Genomic DNA, 15,588 nt, shown 5'->3' with positions numbered 1-15,588 from the left:
GTACAATTAACTGTATACTATAATCATGAAGAAAACAGGGTATGCTATGCCATTTACATACGAAGTAGTACAACACAAAAAAGATAATCATGAATTTATACAGATCACAGGCTTTGAAGGTGAAGTAAGAGACCTGGTGATCCCTGCAGAAATAGATGGAAAGAGCGTTGAGGCAATTGGAAATCACGCCTTTTCTGGAAGAAATGATATCAGGACAGTTCAGATTCCGGAGACAGTGAAGATTCTTTACGGTTTTTCTTTTCACAATTGCAGAAATCTCTACAAGATATCACTATACGACAGCATTGATGACTATTACGACGGTGTCTGCAGGCAGTGTGACAGCCTGACGGACATTGATATTACTATCAAAAGAAACTGGTATGAAGTCATCAGGAATTTCCTTGCGGATAACGACAAGACTTTGAGATTTACTATTCATAGGCAGCAGGAGACTTCTCAGCTGACTTTCCCTGAGTATGTCTATGATTTTGCAGATAATACCATGGCAAGGACTATACAGTTTTCTATCAGCGGATCGGGCTATGCCTACAGAGAATGCGTAGACAGGCGTAAAATAAACTATAGGGAATATGACAAGCTCTTTGAGAAGGCACTTATAGATGGAAACATGATTTCCGAAGATATAGCAGTGGGAAGACTCATTTACCCTAACGAACTTGATGATAGTTTTAGAACCATCTATGAAGACTATGCCAGAGCCAACATGAAGGATATTCTGGAGAGGCTTGTGCAAAGAGCTTCCCAGGAGATTGATACAACAGGTGTCATAAGAGCACTTAACCAGTATGGTAAAGATCTGGTGTCAGACGAAGCTTTAGATCATGGGCTTAAGCTTGCGACAGAAAAGGGGCTTACCCTTGTAAGCGCAGCTCTTATGGATAAGCACCAGGATAATAGCAGCGCACTGGAATTTAAATTTTAACAATAGCTTTAGTTTTATTCATCAGTTGTGACAGGGACAGGTGAAGAAAATGGCAAATATTATTGATTATGTTAATTGGCGTGGAGATATCTCTTTTGACGAAAGACCATTAAATGAAATTGATGTAATGGTCCTTTGTCACCTTGGTTATGCAGATATGACGCCGGCATTTACAGGAATTGGATCAAAAAGAGAGCGCACAATAAAAGAGGTGTGGGATGAACTTGGAGAAAATGTAAAGTTCAGGCTCATAACTTCCGGAAGGAATGACAGAAAGCTTCTGGAGCAGTGCGCAAAGTCAAAGAGATTTGGCAGCGTTGTCATATCAAACTATGTGGACGAAACCAGCGTTATAGCAAACATGCAGTTTGCAGCCTTGACCTACCACGTTTCTGATAAAGAGGTTGTTGTAGTTTTTAGAGGAACTGACGACACCATCGTAGGCTGGAAGGAAGATTTCATGATCAGTTACACGAAGGTTCCTGCCCAGGAGAAGGCCTACAGTTATCTGAAAAGAACTTTGGCTAGGAATGAAAAGTGTCATGTGGCCGGTCACTCTAAAGGCGCGAATCTGGCTCTTTTTGCGGTAGCACATCTTGAAAAAGAAGAACTTGATAAGGTTGCAAAGGTTTATCTAAATGATGGACCTGGTTTTTGCAATGAAGTTCTTGATACAGAGCTTGTCAGTAAGATTGATCATAAATGTGTGAGGATTACCCCTGAATTCTGCATTGTAGGTGGGATTTTTGAACCTAAGATAACAGAGAACTACATAGTTAAGAGTAGTGGCACGCAGATGATGCAGCATAGTCTCTTAACCTGGCAGGTTAGTGGTGATGGACTGGTGACGACTACTGAGCACGATTCAGCCAGTGAGCAGATAAATACTCTTTTTGATAAATTCATTGAAAAGATGGATGATCTAAAGGACAGGCAGGCATTTGTCAATTCTATCTTTGATACCATGGGTGAAAATGGCGCTGTCACTGTAGAGGAGTTTACCAAGGAAGGCCCTAAGGCCTTTGAGAATCTTATCTTTACTGTACTTGGTGACAATGCGGAGGGGCTAAATCCTCTAAAGAGCGTTAAGGATAACGTGGTTTCAGATATCAAGAATTCCTCTATTGGAAAGGCCATGGAGGAAAAGAAAGATAAAAAGAAGATATTCAGGATAGCATTCTGCGTGGCTTTTGCAATTCTGTGCTTCCTTATTCCGGATGCATTCATAAAGACAGCCTTTGCAGTTACTATTTTTGCTATTGTGGCTTATCAGGTATATCTGACAATCCACCATCTTAGAAAATCAAACTGGGATATCAGCAAAGAGAGGATCAGAGTCAATGTCAGCATAGTCCTTATTGTTGCCTATGTAGTGTTGATAGTTAAGGATGATGCGCTGTTTCTTTTTGCCAGCATCCTATTTGGAGTCATATTCCTTGTAAGTGCCTATCAGTGCTTTATTAACATCAAGGCCAGCTGGGATGACAAACTAAGAGTTGTAAGATATTCATTTCAGGGAATCCTTTTGACTTTGTATGGAGGCTACCTTATGGTCGGCCCTGAAGTAGGACTTGAGTGGTACACAATTAGCTGCGGGATATTTGTTCTTTTAGATGCAGTCTTTGAGCTGATCCACTTGCTTAGAGTCAGGAGCAGATTTAAAAATTAGTTCTGTATTCCCTGGGCGTCTTACCGGTTTTCTTTTTGAAGGTTGCACAAAAAGAGCTCTCATTTCCAAAACCAAGCTGGTAGCAGATGTCCTTGCTGGATAAAGAAGTGTTAAGCAGCAGGTATTTGGCATGGTCAATCTTTGACGTGATGATGTAGTCGTGAGGAGTAAAGCCTGTTTCTTTCTTAAAAATCCTGGAAAAGTAAAACGGGCTGAGGTTGGCCTTTTTGGCGAGCTCCTCAATAGAAAGCTCTTTATCCAAATTGTCAGAAATAAAAGCAATAACATCTTCAACAGGCTCTGAAGCCGACTCTATAGAGGCAGTCAGCTGATTGGAGACCATGAGCTCAGTCATTATATTTATGATCCAGTTATTTATTACAGTCTCATTTATTGGGGCTGTATTTTTGTATGAAAAATAGAGCTTATCAAGATATTTTTTGAATCTATAGTCCGAAGCAAGACTTATGACATTTCCCTGCTTGTTAGTGATGGCGTCATAGTAGCCTCTGGCAAGCTTGCCGTCATAGTGAAACCACACAGCCTCCCATCCATTATCAGATCTGTAGGAATGGGGCTTATAGCAGTCGATCAGAACAATTTGTCCGGCCTTTGCAGCCAATTTTATTGAGCCTGTAGTGATCTCACAATCACCTTGTTTTATGTACATGCAAAGAAAACTGGTATAGTTGTTTCTATAGAGTTCGTACCCTGCTTCGTATCTGAAATTGCCAATGACAGTTGGATAGAGAAAAAGCTCTTTGGCTAAAGCACTTGGAGTGTGGATATAGTAATCAGATTTTGGGGCGACGTATTTTTCCTTGGATAACATATCCGGACCCTTTCATGTAAAATATTATGAGCAAGATTTTGATATCTTATAGCAAGCTGATATAATGAAAATCTAGTAAAACATGGATATTATCATATTATATAAAAAAGCAATCTAAAGCAATAATAAATAAGTGGTCAAGCTATATGGAGGCAAGAATGAAAAAAGCAAAGATATGGGAAGAATGGGTAGTTATTCCAACATATGAAGTTGGAGCACCTGACAAGAACCCTATGTTTCTGGAAAAGAGAGTATACCAGGGAAGTTCAGGTAAGATCTATCCATATCCATCAACTAATGATATAAGCACAAAAAAGACAGACAAGAAGTGGAAGGCTGTCTATCTTGAGAATGATTATATTAAGATCATGATCCTTCCTGAGCTTGGGGGCAGGATCCAGAGAGCCTATGACAAGACCAATGACTATGACTTTGTTTATTACAACAAGGTCATCAAGCCTGCTCTTGTGGGACTTACAGGCCCATGGATCTCAGGAGGTATCGAGTTTAACTGGCCTCAGCATCATCGCCCAACAACCTACATGCCAGTTCGCTATTCCATCAAGGAAAACAAGGATGGAAGCGTTACTCTTTTAACTGGCGATGTGGACCAGATGTATGGAACCAAGGAAATGACTAAGTTTACCTTGTATCCGGATAAGGCCTACATCGAGATCACAGGTCAGCTCTACAACAAGACACCTCTTCCACAGACTTTCCTGTGGTGGGCCAACCCTGCTGTTGCAGTTAATGATCATACACAGTCTATTTTTCCTCCTGATGTTCATAACGTATATGACCATGGTAAAAGAGCTGTTTCAAGATTTCCAATTGCAACAGGAGAGTACTACAAGCATGACTACAGCGAAGGCGTAGATATTTCAAGATACAAAAACATCCCTGTTCCAACTTCTTATATGGCTGAAAAGTCAGATTATAACTTTGTTGGAGGTTATGACTACAAGAAAGAGGCAGGCTTACTTCATGTAGCAGATCACCACGTATCTCCAGGTAAAAAGCAGTGGACTTGGGGATGCGGCGATTTTGGAAAGGCATGGGACAGGAACCTTACAGATGAAGATGGCCCATACATCGAGCTTATGACAGGTATGTATTGTGACAACCAGCCTGATTTCTCGTGGCTTAAGCCTTTTGAGGAGAAGGTGTTCAAGCAGTACTTTATGCCATACAAGAAAGTGGGACAGGTCAAGAATGCCAGCATCCACGCAGCTCTCAATATGGAACTTAAAAAGGATGGAAAACTGTACCTTTGCGTATATGGTACAAGTCCTAGAGAAAGTGCAAGAGTAGTTGTTTACTACGACAGAAAAGAAATTTACTCAGAAGAAACAAAGCTTTCACCGGTTGATATTTATGAAAAGACAATTTCTCTCAAGAAACTGATTCCTGGAGATATCGATCAGTACAAATTAAAGGTTTGTGTATATGACGGCTTCAAAGAGCTTGTATCCTATGAGCCAAAGGATCAGGGAATCCCAAAGGTTGCTGAACCTGCTAAAGCAGCTCTTTTGCCAGAAGAGATAAAGACTAATGAAGAGCTCTATCTTACGGGGCAGCATATCGAGCAGTACAGGCACGCTACATTTCTTCCTGATGATTATTATCTTGAGGGACTTAAGAGGGATGAGGGTGACACAAGGCTTAATAATGCTTATGGCCTTTTAATGTTTAGAAGAGGCAGATTTGAGATTGCAGAGAAGTACTTTAGAAAGGCTCTGGAAAGACTTACTGTCATGCATCCAAATCCATATGACAGCGAGCCTTATTACAATTTGGGCTTGGCACTTTTTTACCAGGAAAAGTATGACGAAGCCTATGAGGCATTTTATAAGGCAACCTGGGTAAATGAGCTTCAGGAGATGGGCTATTACTATCTAGCTGCAATTGATACCAGAAGAGGAGACTATGAGGAAGCTCTTGATCATGTTGAGAGGTCCCTTGTTAAAAATTCACATAATATCAAGGCCAGAGGACTTAAGGCATTTCTTTTACTTAAGCTTGAAAGAGAAAAAGATGCCATGAATATGGTCAAGGAAAACCTTGAACTTGATGAGTTTGACTATTTATCAAGATATATCAGCATTCAGTTCCATAAGGGAAGAAGCAGAGAGAGTGCTTGGCTTGACTATATGTCCTTTATCAGAAGTAATCATGAAATCTGCCTCCAGGTTGCAAGAGATTTTATGGAGTGGGGCATGTACTCAGAGGCCTCAGGTGCCACTGGCGTAATGGGCGAGGAGGATCATCACCCTATGCTTCGCTATTATAGAGGCGCCTGCGATATCAGGACTTACCACTACATGGACGAGCCACTTCGCCAGTTTGAGACTGCGCAGAACATGCCATCAGATTATTGTTTTCCTAATAAGCTTGAGGATATAGCGGTTTTGAAGACTGCTATTAAGGTGTCTAAGAATCCTTCTAAGGCTTGCTACTACCTTGGATGCCTGTACTACGATAAGCTTCAATATGACCTGGCTATTGAATATTGGGAGAAGTCACTAGCGCTTGATGACACATTCCCAACTGTTTGCAGGAACCTTGCTATTGCTTATTACAATAAGCGTGATGACAAGAACAGGGCAAAAGAGCTTATGGAGAAGGCTTTTAACCTTGATAAGAGCGATGCAAGGGTGTTCCTTGAACTTGATCAGCTCTATCAGAAGCTTAACGTTCCACTTGGAGAGAGACTTGCAAGGTTTGAAGAAAATATCGGGCTCATTGAAAAGCGCGATGATCTCTATGTTGAATATGTGACACTTCTTAATAGTCTTGGTAAGTACGACGAAGCTATCAAAAGAACTAAGAGCCACCTTTTCAGGACCTGGGAAGGAGCTGAGGGCAAGATAACAACTCAGTTTAAGGTTAGTCTCCTAGAACAGGCGAAGGCTCTTTTGACAAAGGGGGATACTAAATCCTGCAAGGAAGCAGTGGGGCTCTTAAAAGAGGCAGTGAGCTATCCTGAAAACCTTGGAGAGGGAAGACTTGAAGGTACAAAGGATAACCATGTTTACTATCATCTGGGACTAGCATACGAGAAGCTTGGAGACGAAGAAAAGGCAAGAGAAAATTATGAGAAGGCAACGTTGGGAGCCATGGAAGTTGCAGGTATGATGTATTATTATGACCAGCCTGCTGACATGATCCTTTATCAGGGACGAGCATTTGAGAAGCTTGGAAATGTTAAGGAAGCAAACTCCAGATTCTATAAGCTTCTTGACTATGGCCAGCAGCATCTTGATGACAAGTTCAAGATGGATTATTTTGCAGTTTCAATGCCTGATATGTCTGTGTTTGACGCAGATATGGACCTTAAAAACAAGGCACATTGCTATTATCTTATGGGGCTTGGAAGCCTTGGAATTCGGGATAAGGACAAGGCAAAAGAGTACTTTGGAAAGGTACTCATCATGGAAAATACACATCAGAATGCCGGAATATATCTAAAGGAGTGCTAGCAGAGTTTGCTATCTGGATTGTATAATAGGGGTATCTATCACAAGTGAGAGGTTAGTATGGCAAGTAGCAGGAGAATAGAGCTTGAGGCAGCAGGCAGAGAAGTTTTAAATGCTTCAAGAACAGAACTTTATATTGCTATGCGTTTCATGGGAGCGGCTTTATCCAGTCTGTCCTATGAAATGGATCTTTCAACTACCAGCGTAGGTACAGATGCAGTTAATATCAGGTTTAATCCCTCCTATGTATGTAAACTTTTTTTGGAGGAACCAGGTAAGCTTAACAGAACTTACCTTCATATGATACTTCATTGCATCTTCAGACATATGTATACCTCTGCCAGATACACAGACGTGCAAATTTATGACCTTTGTGCGGATATAGTTGTAGAGTCAATCCTTGATGGCATGGACTATCAGTGTATTTACAGAGTGTCCTCGGACTATAGAGACAGATGGTATTCTCAGCTGGAGAAAGAATTAAAGGTCTTAACAGTAGAGAAGCTCTATAAGTATTTCAAGGATAATGAAGAAACTATAGATATATTCGAGATTGAAAAGCTTGAGCAGGAGTTTAAGCTTGATGATCACGGCTTTTGGCAAAGGCTCCCTGATGATCCTCCAGAAAATGATGACTCTGAAAATGAGCAAAAGAAGCATATAAATCCTATTATCCTTAAGCAGATCCAGGATAAGGAAAAGGACTGGGATAAGGAAGCGAAAAGACTTCAGACTGAGATAGAGACTATTGGTAAAAATGCCAGCGACAGACTTGGAAAACTATCATGGATACTGAAGTTTCACAATACTTCAAGAACTGATTACAAAGAATTTCTGCAAAGGTTCATGGTCATAAGGGAAGAAGGCGGCATAGACATGGATTCCTTTGACTATGGTATGTATACCTTTGGACTTGATCACTATGGGAATATGCCTCTTATCGAAGAAAATGAATTCAGGGAAGTGAAAAAGATCCAGGAACTTGTTATAGCGATTGATACTTCTGCTTCCTGCAAGGATGAACTTGCGCAGAGATTTTTGAATGAGACTGCAGCAATACTTTTGAACAAGGACAATTTCTTTCAGAGGATCAGAATACATGTCTTGCAGTGCGATGATCAGATTCAGAAGGATGATGTCATAGAATCTGTTGATGATATGAGACGCTACTCGGAAGGAATTCATGTAGAGGGCGGATATGGAACAGACTTCAGGCCTGTTTTTGAGAAGGTTGAGAGCTTGAGGTCATCTGGAGACATTGGTAATCTAAAGGGACTGATATATTTTACAGATGGTTACGGAGTCTATCCTGACAGACCAACAGATTATGATACAGCATTCCTTTTTCCAGAGAATGGGGATTATAATGATGAAAAGGTCCCTGCCTGGGCCCTTAAACTATATGTTTGAAATGATATATCAGCTAGATCATTATCAGATGGAGAATATTTGTTATGAATATCGATGAAGCCAAAAACGAGGTAAAAAACGCCGTCAGGGCATACCTTTTAAAGGATGAAGCAGGTCAGTATGAGATTCCTGTTGAAAAACAAAGACCAATCCTTCTCATGGGACCTCCCGGAATCGGTAAAACAGCCGTTATGGAGCAGATTGCCCACGAGCTTGGGATAGGACTTGTGTCCTATACTATAACCCATCACACAAGGCAGAGTGCCATTGGTCTTCCAAAGATCTCTGAAAAGAGCTATGGAGGAAAAGAGTATTCTGTTACTGAGTACACCATGAGTGAGATAATTGGAGCTGTTTACGAGCAGATCGAGAAGTCTAAGGTAAAAGAGGGAATTCTTTTCCTTGATGAGATCAACTGCGTTTCTGAGACTCTTGCTCCAACCATGCTGCAATTTTTACAGTACAAGACCTTTGGAAGTCATAAGCTTCCTGAAGGTTACATCATTGTAACAGCTGGAAACCCTCCTCAGTACAATAAGTCTGTAAGGGATTTTGATATCGTAACTCTTGATAGAGTGCGCCAGATAAATATTGAAGAGGACTTCGATGCCTGGAAGGAATATGCCTACAAGGCAGGTGTTCACGGCTCAATCCTTTCATATCTTGAAATCAAAAAAGATAATTTCTATAGCATAAAGACTGATGTAAACGGCAGAAGTTTTGTGACAGCAAGAGGCTGGGAGGATCTTTCAAGGATCATCAAGGTTAACGAAAAGCTTGGCATTGAAGTTAATGAGAATCTTACAAGTCAGTACCTTCAAAATATAGAGATAGCAAGGGATTTTGCTGATTACTATGAACTGTATCGCAGATACAATGAGCTATACAAAATTCCTGATATCTTGGAAGGAAGATTCCCTGAAAACAAAGAAGCTTTAAGAAATGGCTCTTTTGATGAAAAACTCAGTATTCTCGGGCTTCTTACAGATAAACTTATGGATGAGTTTAGGGATTATGCTAAAGATCAGGCTGTTCAGAAGATCCTATTTGAGATCATAAAAGAAAAGGCTTCTGAAAGTGATGCAGCTGATTTTGGCGCTGTTGCAGGTGATATGGAAAGTGCCTTGGATGCAGAGGCTGAAGCAGGCATGATCAGCAGAGATGATGAAAAGGTAAAACGCCTTGCTATTGGGCTTATTAGAGAGCTGTCTGAATTGCTGGAACGCGAGGCTTCTGGTGGAAGCAGTGCCATAGACTATGCCAAGAAATGGTTCACTGAAAGAGAAGATGCCCGCCAGGCCAGGATCAAGGCTACAGACGCTCACCTGACACACAGCTTTGAATTTGTTGAAGAGACCTTTGGCGATCCAGAGTCTCTGACCGGCAGCCAGGAGATGGTAATCTTCATAACAGAGCTATCAAATGCATATTACAGCCTCAAATTTGTTAAGGATACAGGTAATGAAGCTTATTACAATTATAATAAGCTCCTACTTCTAAATGACAGAAAGCAGGAGCTTAGAAACCTTGTTTATGAGCTGACTTGATAGATCTTATTTCTTTTTCTCGTACTTTGTTCCGGCGACTTCGCCGCGAACATTGTACTTGGCAAATTGATTTGAAAAGAACCCTTGATAGTTCTTTTCTCTAACATCCACGCGGCCCTCAGCCACGTCTTTTACGAACATATCCATGCTGTATTTCATGTTGTACATGGATTCAGCCATTTTCTTCATGATGACGAAGGTGTCGTGATGATTACTCTTAATGTATTCGTCGATATCTGCAAGAGTGATCCTCATGACCGCCATGTCATTGAATGCCACAACAGTGTATATTGCTGGCTTCTGGGTTAAAAGACCCATCTCTCCAAAGTAATCATCCTTAGAAACAATTCCAAGAATTGCCTCCTTGTCAGTTCCATATCCCGTATATATCTCTGCATTTCCACTTATTATCTTGTACATGTCCATATTTACTTCGCCTTCGCGAATTATGACAGTACCTTCGGGTATTTTCATCAGCATGTTTTCGCCCTCGTATTGGAAAAAGAAACTGTGAAAAAACGATAGTTTATATTCTATATTATAGCATACATAGGTATAATTATAGATAACGGAGGTAGCTCAATTTGACAAGGACTACAAAGAAAAAGCAAGGATTGATGAGATCCTAAGATAAAAGTTTTGACAATTAAAAATTGTAATGGTAGCATAAACCCCGTTGAAAATATTGTTAGTAGGGCGGAAGAGATTCTGCCACGGTACGGAAATCCATAATCCTAGCGGGTTATGGATTTTTTGTTTCAATAATATGTTTTAGTGAGGTCAGTTATGCAAAACGATTTATTTGAAAAAGAAGCTATTCCAAAGGCCTATATGAAAATGGCACTTCCTGTAGTAATGGGTATGGTCGTGACTCTTGTTTACAACCTTGTGGACACCTATTTCATAGCCCTTACAGGAAATACTAATTTAATTGCAGGAATATCACTATGTGCGCCACTTTTTACACTTCTTTTGGCAATAGGAGATATATTTGGTATTGGTGGAAGCTCTGTTATATCTAGAATTCTTGGAGCTCACGATACAGATGATGCTAGAAAGAAGAGCGTTCTGTGCTTTTATAGTGCAATTATCACAGGTTTAGTATTTACAGTTATCATGCTTGCATTTAAAAAGCAGATACTTATGGTATTAGGCTCTACAGCCCAGACTTATGCTTACGCAGACCAGTACTATTCTTGGCTTATATTAGGATCAACCTTTGTTATCTTTTCACTTGTTCCATCTAACCTGTTAAGAGCAGAGGGAATGTCACTACAGTCCATGATCGGTTCCATCATTGGAACAGTTGTAAACATGATCCTTGATCCAATATTTATCTTTGGACTTGGAATGGGGGCAGCAGGTGCAGCTATTGCTACAGTTATCGGATATATTGTGACCTGTGTTTTCTTTGTAGTAATTATTGTTAAAAAGAGTAATGTGCTCTCCATGGACTTTAGGATGTTTAGTCTTGATGCTGCATCTTTTGGAAGTATCCTTGCTATCGGACTTCCATCAAGTATCACAAACCTCATGCAGACAGTAGGTATTACACTTACTAACAGATTCCTTCAGCCTTACGGCGATGACAATATAGCTATCATGGGAATTGTGCTCAAGATTGTTAATATAGCGCTTCTGGTGATCGTAGGTCTTGCTTTTGGCGGACAGCCACTTATTGGCTACAACTACGGTGCTGGACTTAAGGATAGATTAAAAAAGATATTGGCTTTCGGAATGGCTGTTACTGGCGGAACTGGAATTGTGTTCTTGGTTCTTTTATCTGCATTTGCAAATGGGCTTATCGCTAGATTCCTGACTGATCCTGAGATGATAAAGATGGGCGTAATGATGCTCAGAATGCAGCTTCTAGGAATGCCACTTATGGGCGTATGTCTTATAGTGATATGCTCCTTCCAGGCAACAGGCAAGGCTACCGGAGCATTTGTGTTGTCTGCATGCAGGCAGGGAATTGTGTTCTTACCTGTGATGATAGTGTTGTCTTTGATGATGGGATTAAATGGAGTTATATCAGCACAGTTTGTATCGGATATATTCACCACTGTTGTAGCGTTTGTACTGTTTAAGGTATTTTTGTGGAAAGAGATATTTGATTGATAAGATTCTAGGTACATTCCCCATATTAGTTACCGGTAGTATAATTGATGTATACGGGGGTAACTAATATGGGGAAAAATAATGCAAAAAGCAGTATTGGATTCTGGGCTTTGATCTGGCTCCTTGGTCTTGCGGGACAGCTGTGCTGGAATATGGAGAATCAATGGTTTAATACCTTTGTGTATGCCAAGATTGCCAAGGACCCAACTATCATTTCGTGGATGCTGGCTATATCTGCGGCGGCAACTACAGTTTCTACATTTCTTTTTGGATGTGTATCTGACAGAAAGGGTAATAGAAAGACGCTTGTATCTGTTGGTTACATTCTCTGGGGAATCTTCACTATCCTCTTTGGAACAACTGAATTTATGAATAAGGGCAGCAATTCTGCGCTTATTGGAATTGCATTTGCTGTTGTGGCAGCAGATGCTATCATGAGCTTCTTTGGATCTATGGGAAATGATATAGGCTTTAATGCCTGGATCAATGACCATATGACTCCTGACAATTCGGGAGCACTTGGAGCTGCACTTGCAGTTCAGCCTGTAATAGGAACAATTGTAGGAACTATAGCTGGTGGACTTCTTGTTGGCGCAGATGATAACTACATGAGACTCTTTACTGTTATTGGTGGAAGTGTGATTCTTTTGGGGATAATATCACTGTTTGGAATGAAGGATGTGGATAACCTAAAGCCTTCAATAAAGGGTTCTTTCTCAGAGCAGTTCTTTTCAATATTTAACTTAAAAGCATATCTACAGCACAGAGAACTTGTATTTGTAAACCTGATGCTTGCGGTATACTTCATCTCTTTTAATGTATATTTCTCACATTTAGGCAACTTCATGATCTATTACCTTGGCTTTACAGCTGATACCATGGGACTTATAGAGGGTGTGGGACTTATTGTTGCCATGTTCGTTACAATTCCAGCTATTAAGCTTATAAAGGCTGATAGGTCATCACTACTCATATTTGCTGCAATAATACTTAATTCCATAGGACTTCTTATAATCGGGCTTTTGGTATCGCCTACAAATGTTGATCCAAGCACTGTATGGAATCCTAACCTTATGGCAGGAATGTTGTTTGTAGGTATCGGATATATCCTCTTTTTACAGACCATCACAGTTTGGTCCAAGCGCCTGTATCCAGAAGATTCCAGAGGACAATTTGAGGGTATCCGAATCGTCTTTTACGTACTGATACCTATGGTGATCGCACCGCTCATCTCCAATCCTGTTATCAAGAACAGTGGAGAATTTGTTGATGAGTACGGCTTCACAGAGTACCTGCCTACAAACGCAGTATTTATCGCAGGTCTCATAGTAGTGCTCCTTACGCTGATCCCTTTATACTTCGCCCACCGCGAACATCAAAAGCTTTAAATTTATATCATCATTCACAGCTTCAGGCTTTGGAGGGGACCCGCAGCAGGCCATATGGGGCCCGTAGCCAACCCAGTGGGGCCGCCAGCCTGAAGTTTATTTTTGTTCATCCTTTGGATTTTTATGTTCATGGCATTATATTTCTTACTTTAAATTCTTTGAAACAAAACACTCTGTGCGTCATTCACTAAGCTCATTCTTCGCTAAGTGAATGTGGCGTCGCCTTTGATTGCCATTTTTTGCATGTAAAGTTTTGGGTTTGAACGATTTCAAAAAAACGCCATTTTCTTGTGCTCATAAGCAGCTTTTGAAGCGCATGCGGTTTGCGTTTAGCAAGAGCATGCGTATTAAAACAAAAGCTGCATGAGCACATAGAAAAGTATCGTTTTTTTGATGAGGGCAAAACAAAACTTTACAGCAAAAATGGCATCAAAGACTCAGACAGTGTTTCAAAACAGAATTTAAAGTAAGAAATATAACGCTCATGAACATAGAAAAATCCTCAGAGACTCACAAATAATAAACTTCAGGCTGGCGGCCCCCTTGGGTTGGCTACGGGCCCCATATGGCCTACTGCGGGTCCCCTCCATAGCCTGAAGCTGCGAATGGTGATAAAAAAGTAATAAAGACTATTGCATCCTGACCTTTGCGGGTGTATAACAAATAAGACAACTAAAGAAACGGGAGCTTGTAGTACAGGCTGAGAGGAAGGTGTGACCTTCGACCGAGAACCTGATTTGGATAATGCCAACGTAGGGATGCCTTGTTTTAGTAGGAGTGAATTTATGCGGAAGCTATCCAGATGGGAGCTTCCGCTTCATACTTTACAAGGAGATATGGCTATGAAAAAAAGTAACTACTTACTACGAATGGTGATGCTTGCAATGTTTGTTGCTTTGGGAGTTGTAATATCACCAATCCTAAGAGTTGAGGGAATGTGCCCTATGGCGCATCTTATCAACGTCACATGTGCAGTGTTTATGGGCCCTGCCTATGCATTTCTTTGCGCAGTTCTGATAGGGGTTATCAGAATGATGATCATGGGGATTCCTCCCCTTGCGCTTACTGGGGCAGTGTTTGGCGCTACACTTTCAGGTATTTTCTACAAATTATCAAAAGGCAAGATAATAGCTGCAGTTCTTGGTGAGATCATTGGAACAGGTATTATCGGAGCAATCGTTTCATATCCTGTAATGACCTATCTGTGGGGCAAAGAAGGCCTTACATGGTTCTTTTACGTACCATCCTTTATCATGGGAACTTTGATCGGCGGAAGCATTGCATTTGTGCTTCTTTTAAGGCTTAAGGCTACAGGCCAGCTCAAGAAGATTCAGGATGCATTAAAAGACGTACCAAGAAGCGAAGATAAGGCGGCTTAAATGGAAATCATAAAAAAGCTAAAGTGCAGTAATAAGCTGATCCACTGCATAACAAATCCAATATCCATTATGCAATGTGCAAATTCGGTTCTGGGACTTGGAGCAAGGCCTATCATGGCTGAGCATCCGGCAGAGGTTGTAGATATTACGGATTCAGCGGATGCTCTTTTGATAAATCTTGGAAACATAACTGATGTAAGAATGGAAGCCATGAGGAAGTCCTTTGAGACAGCGCTCTATAAAAGGATTCCAATAGTTGTGGATGCTGTGGGAGTAGCTTGCTCTGACATTAGAAAAGAGTTCTTTTACAAGAAACTGATCACAGCGATGGATTGCATATGTACTACTGAGGAATCCAAGCCATTTCTGGTGATAAAGGGAAATTACTCCGAGATAAAGGCTTTATATGATGATAACTACAAGGGAAGCGGCGTTGATGGCGACGCTTCCTTAAATACAGAAGATATCGCTAGCGTAGCAAAAGAGCTAGCTAAGGACCTTGATGCGGTGATTCTTGCTAGCGGCAAAACTGACATAGTTACTGACGGAGAGAGGAATTATGCAGTAGCTAACGGTGTCAAAGAACTAGGGATGATCACTGGTACTGGCTGTATGTTAGGTGCTATATGTGCGAGCTTTTTAGCGGCCCAGGAAGATATTGAAGCTGTGGCAGAAGCCTGTGCTTTCCTTGGAATTGCTGGAGAAAGAGCGGCTAAAGAACCTGTCGGAAGCGGAACATTCTTAGTAAAGCTTTTAGATGAAGTAAGCCTTTTGCAGGATGAGGATATAAGAAAACTAGCAAAGATAAGAAAAGAGTAGGACG

The 15,588-nt window shown here is 40.8% G+C and carries 11 protein-coding genes and 1 riboswitch; of the genes, 9 read left to right on the top strand and 2 right to left on the bottom strand.

Going from position 1 to position 15,588, the window contains the following annotated elements:
* Window positions 1-25 precede the first annotated feature (25 nt).
* Together bhn_RS11230 and bhn_RS11225 are read left to right on the top strand one after the other, a co-directional pair.
* Window positions 26-946 carry a leucine-rich repeat protein gene (locus bhn_RS11230; protein ID WP_083385944.1) on the top strand — a complete coding sequence of 307 codons (921 nt, stop codon included), beginning with the start codon at window positions 26-28 and terminating at the stop codon, window positions 944-946.
* A gap of 49 nt (window positions 947-995) precedes the next feature.
* Window positions 996-2,615 carry an Mbeg1-like protein gene (locus tag bhn_RS11225; protein ID WP_071176779.1) on the top strand — a complete coding sequence of 540 codons (1,620 nt, stop codon included), beginning with the start codon at window positions 996-998 and terminating at the stop codon, window positions 2,613-2,615.
* Here the strand turns inward: bhn_RS11225 and bhn_RS11220 are convergent.
* The gene (locus bhn_RS11220; RefSeq protein WP_071176778.1) at window positions 2,605-3,447 is read right to left on the bottom strand and encodes an AraC family transcriptional regulator; all 843 of its coding nucleotides are present in this window, start codon (window positions 3,445-3,447) and stop codon (window positions 2,605-2,607) included. The two genes, bhn_RS11225 and bhn_RS11220, sit on opposite strands and share 11 nt — an antisense overlap.
* Before the next feature lie 158 nt (window positions 3,448-3,605).
* On the opposite strand from bhn_RS11220, the gene bhn_RS11215 reads away from it, so the two are divergent.
* From bhn_RS11215 to bhn_RS11205, 3 genes are read left to right on the top strand one after another with little or no spacing between them, the layout of a single operon-like run.
* Window positions 3,606-6,926, top strand: a complete 3,321-nt coding sequence (locus bhn_RS11215) for a DUF5107 domain-containing protein (RefSeq protein WP_071176777.1) — start codon at window positions 3,606-3,608, stop codon at window positions 6,924-6,926.
* A gap of 57 nt (window positions 6,927-6,983) precedes the next feature.
* Window positions 6,984-8,333, top strand: a complete 1,350-nt coding sequence (locus bhn_RS11210) for a vWA domain-containing protein (protein ID WP_071176776.1) — start codon at window positions 6,984-6,986, stop codon at window positions 8,331-8,333.
* 44 nt (window positions 8,334-8,377) lie between these two features.
* A complete protein-coding gene (locus tag bhn_RS11205; protein ID WP_071176775.1) occupies window positions 8,378-9,880 on the top strand; it encodes an ATP-binding protein in 1,503 nt (500 codons plus the stop codon).
* 6 nt (window positions 9,881-9,886) lie between these two features.
* Here bhn_RS11205 and bhn_RS11200 read toward each other — a convergent pair whose 3' ends face one another.
* Window positions 9,887-10,354 (bottom strand): Crp/Fnr family transcriptional regulator, encoded by a 468-nt coding sequence (locus tag bhn_RS11200; protein ID WP_161487326.1) that lies wholly within the window; start codon window positions 10,352-10,354, stop codon window positions 9,887-9,889.
* 312 nt (window positions 10,355-10,666) lie between these two features.
* Between bhn_RS11200 and bhn_RS11195 the strand changes: the two genes are divergently transcribed.
* The 4 genes from bhn_RS11195 (at window position 10,667) to thiM (ending at window position 15,584) form a co-directional block, all read left to right on the top strand.
* Complete coding sequence (locus tag bhn_RS11195; protein WP_071176773.1) at window positions 10,667-11,998, top strand: MATE family efflux transporter; 1,332 nt, start codon at window positions 10,667-10,669, stop codon at window positions 11,996-11,998.
* A gap of 68 nt (window positions 11,999-12,066) precedes the next feature.
* On the top strand, window positions 12,067-13,386 hold the full coding sequence (locus bhn_RS11190) for an MFS transporter (protein ID WP_083385940.1): 1,320 nt from the start codon (window positions 12,067-12,069) through the stop codon (window positions 13,384-13,386).
* Window positions 13,387-14,056: 670 nt separating this feature from the next.
* Window positions 14,057-14,162, top strand: a riboswitch (TPP riboswitch).
* Window positions 14,163-14,228: 66 nt separating this feature from the next.
* Window positions 14,229-14,765 (top strand): energy coupling factor transporter S component ThiW, encoded by a 537-nt coding sequence (gene thiW / locus bhn_RS11185; protein ID WP_071176771.1) that lies wholly within the window; start codon window positions 14,229-14,231, stop codon window positions 14,763-14,765.
* The gene (thiM, locus tag bhn_RS11180) at window positions 14,766-15,584 is read left to right on the top strand and encodes a hydroxyethylthiazole kinase (protein ID WP_071176770.1); all 819 of its coding nucleotides are present in this window, start codon (window positions 14,766-14,768) and stop codon (window positions 15,582-15,584) included. It abuts the gene before it with no gap.
* The last annotated feature ends 4 nt before the right edge of the window (window positions 15,585-15,588 follow it).

The sequence above is a fragment of the Butyrivibrio hungatei genome, from assembly GCF_001858005.1.
Lineage (GTDB): Bacteria > Bacillota > Clostridia > Lachnospirales > Lachnospiraceae > Butyrivibrio > Butyrivibrio hungatei.
This window is presented reverse-complemented; position numbering and strand designations above follow the sequence as displayed.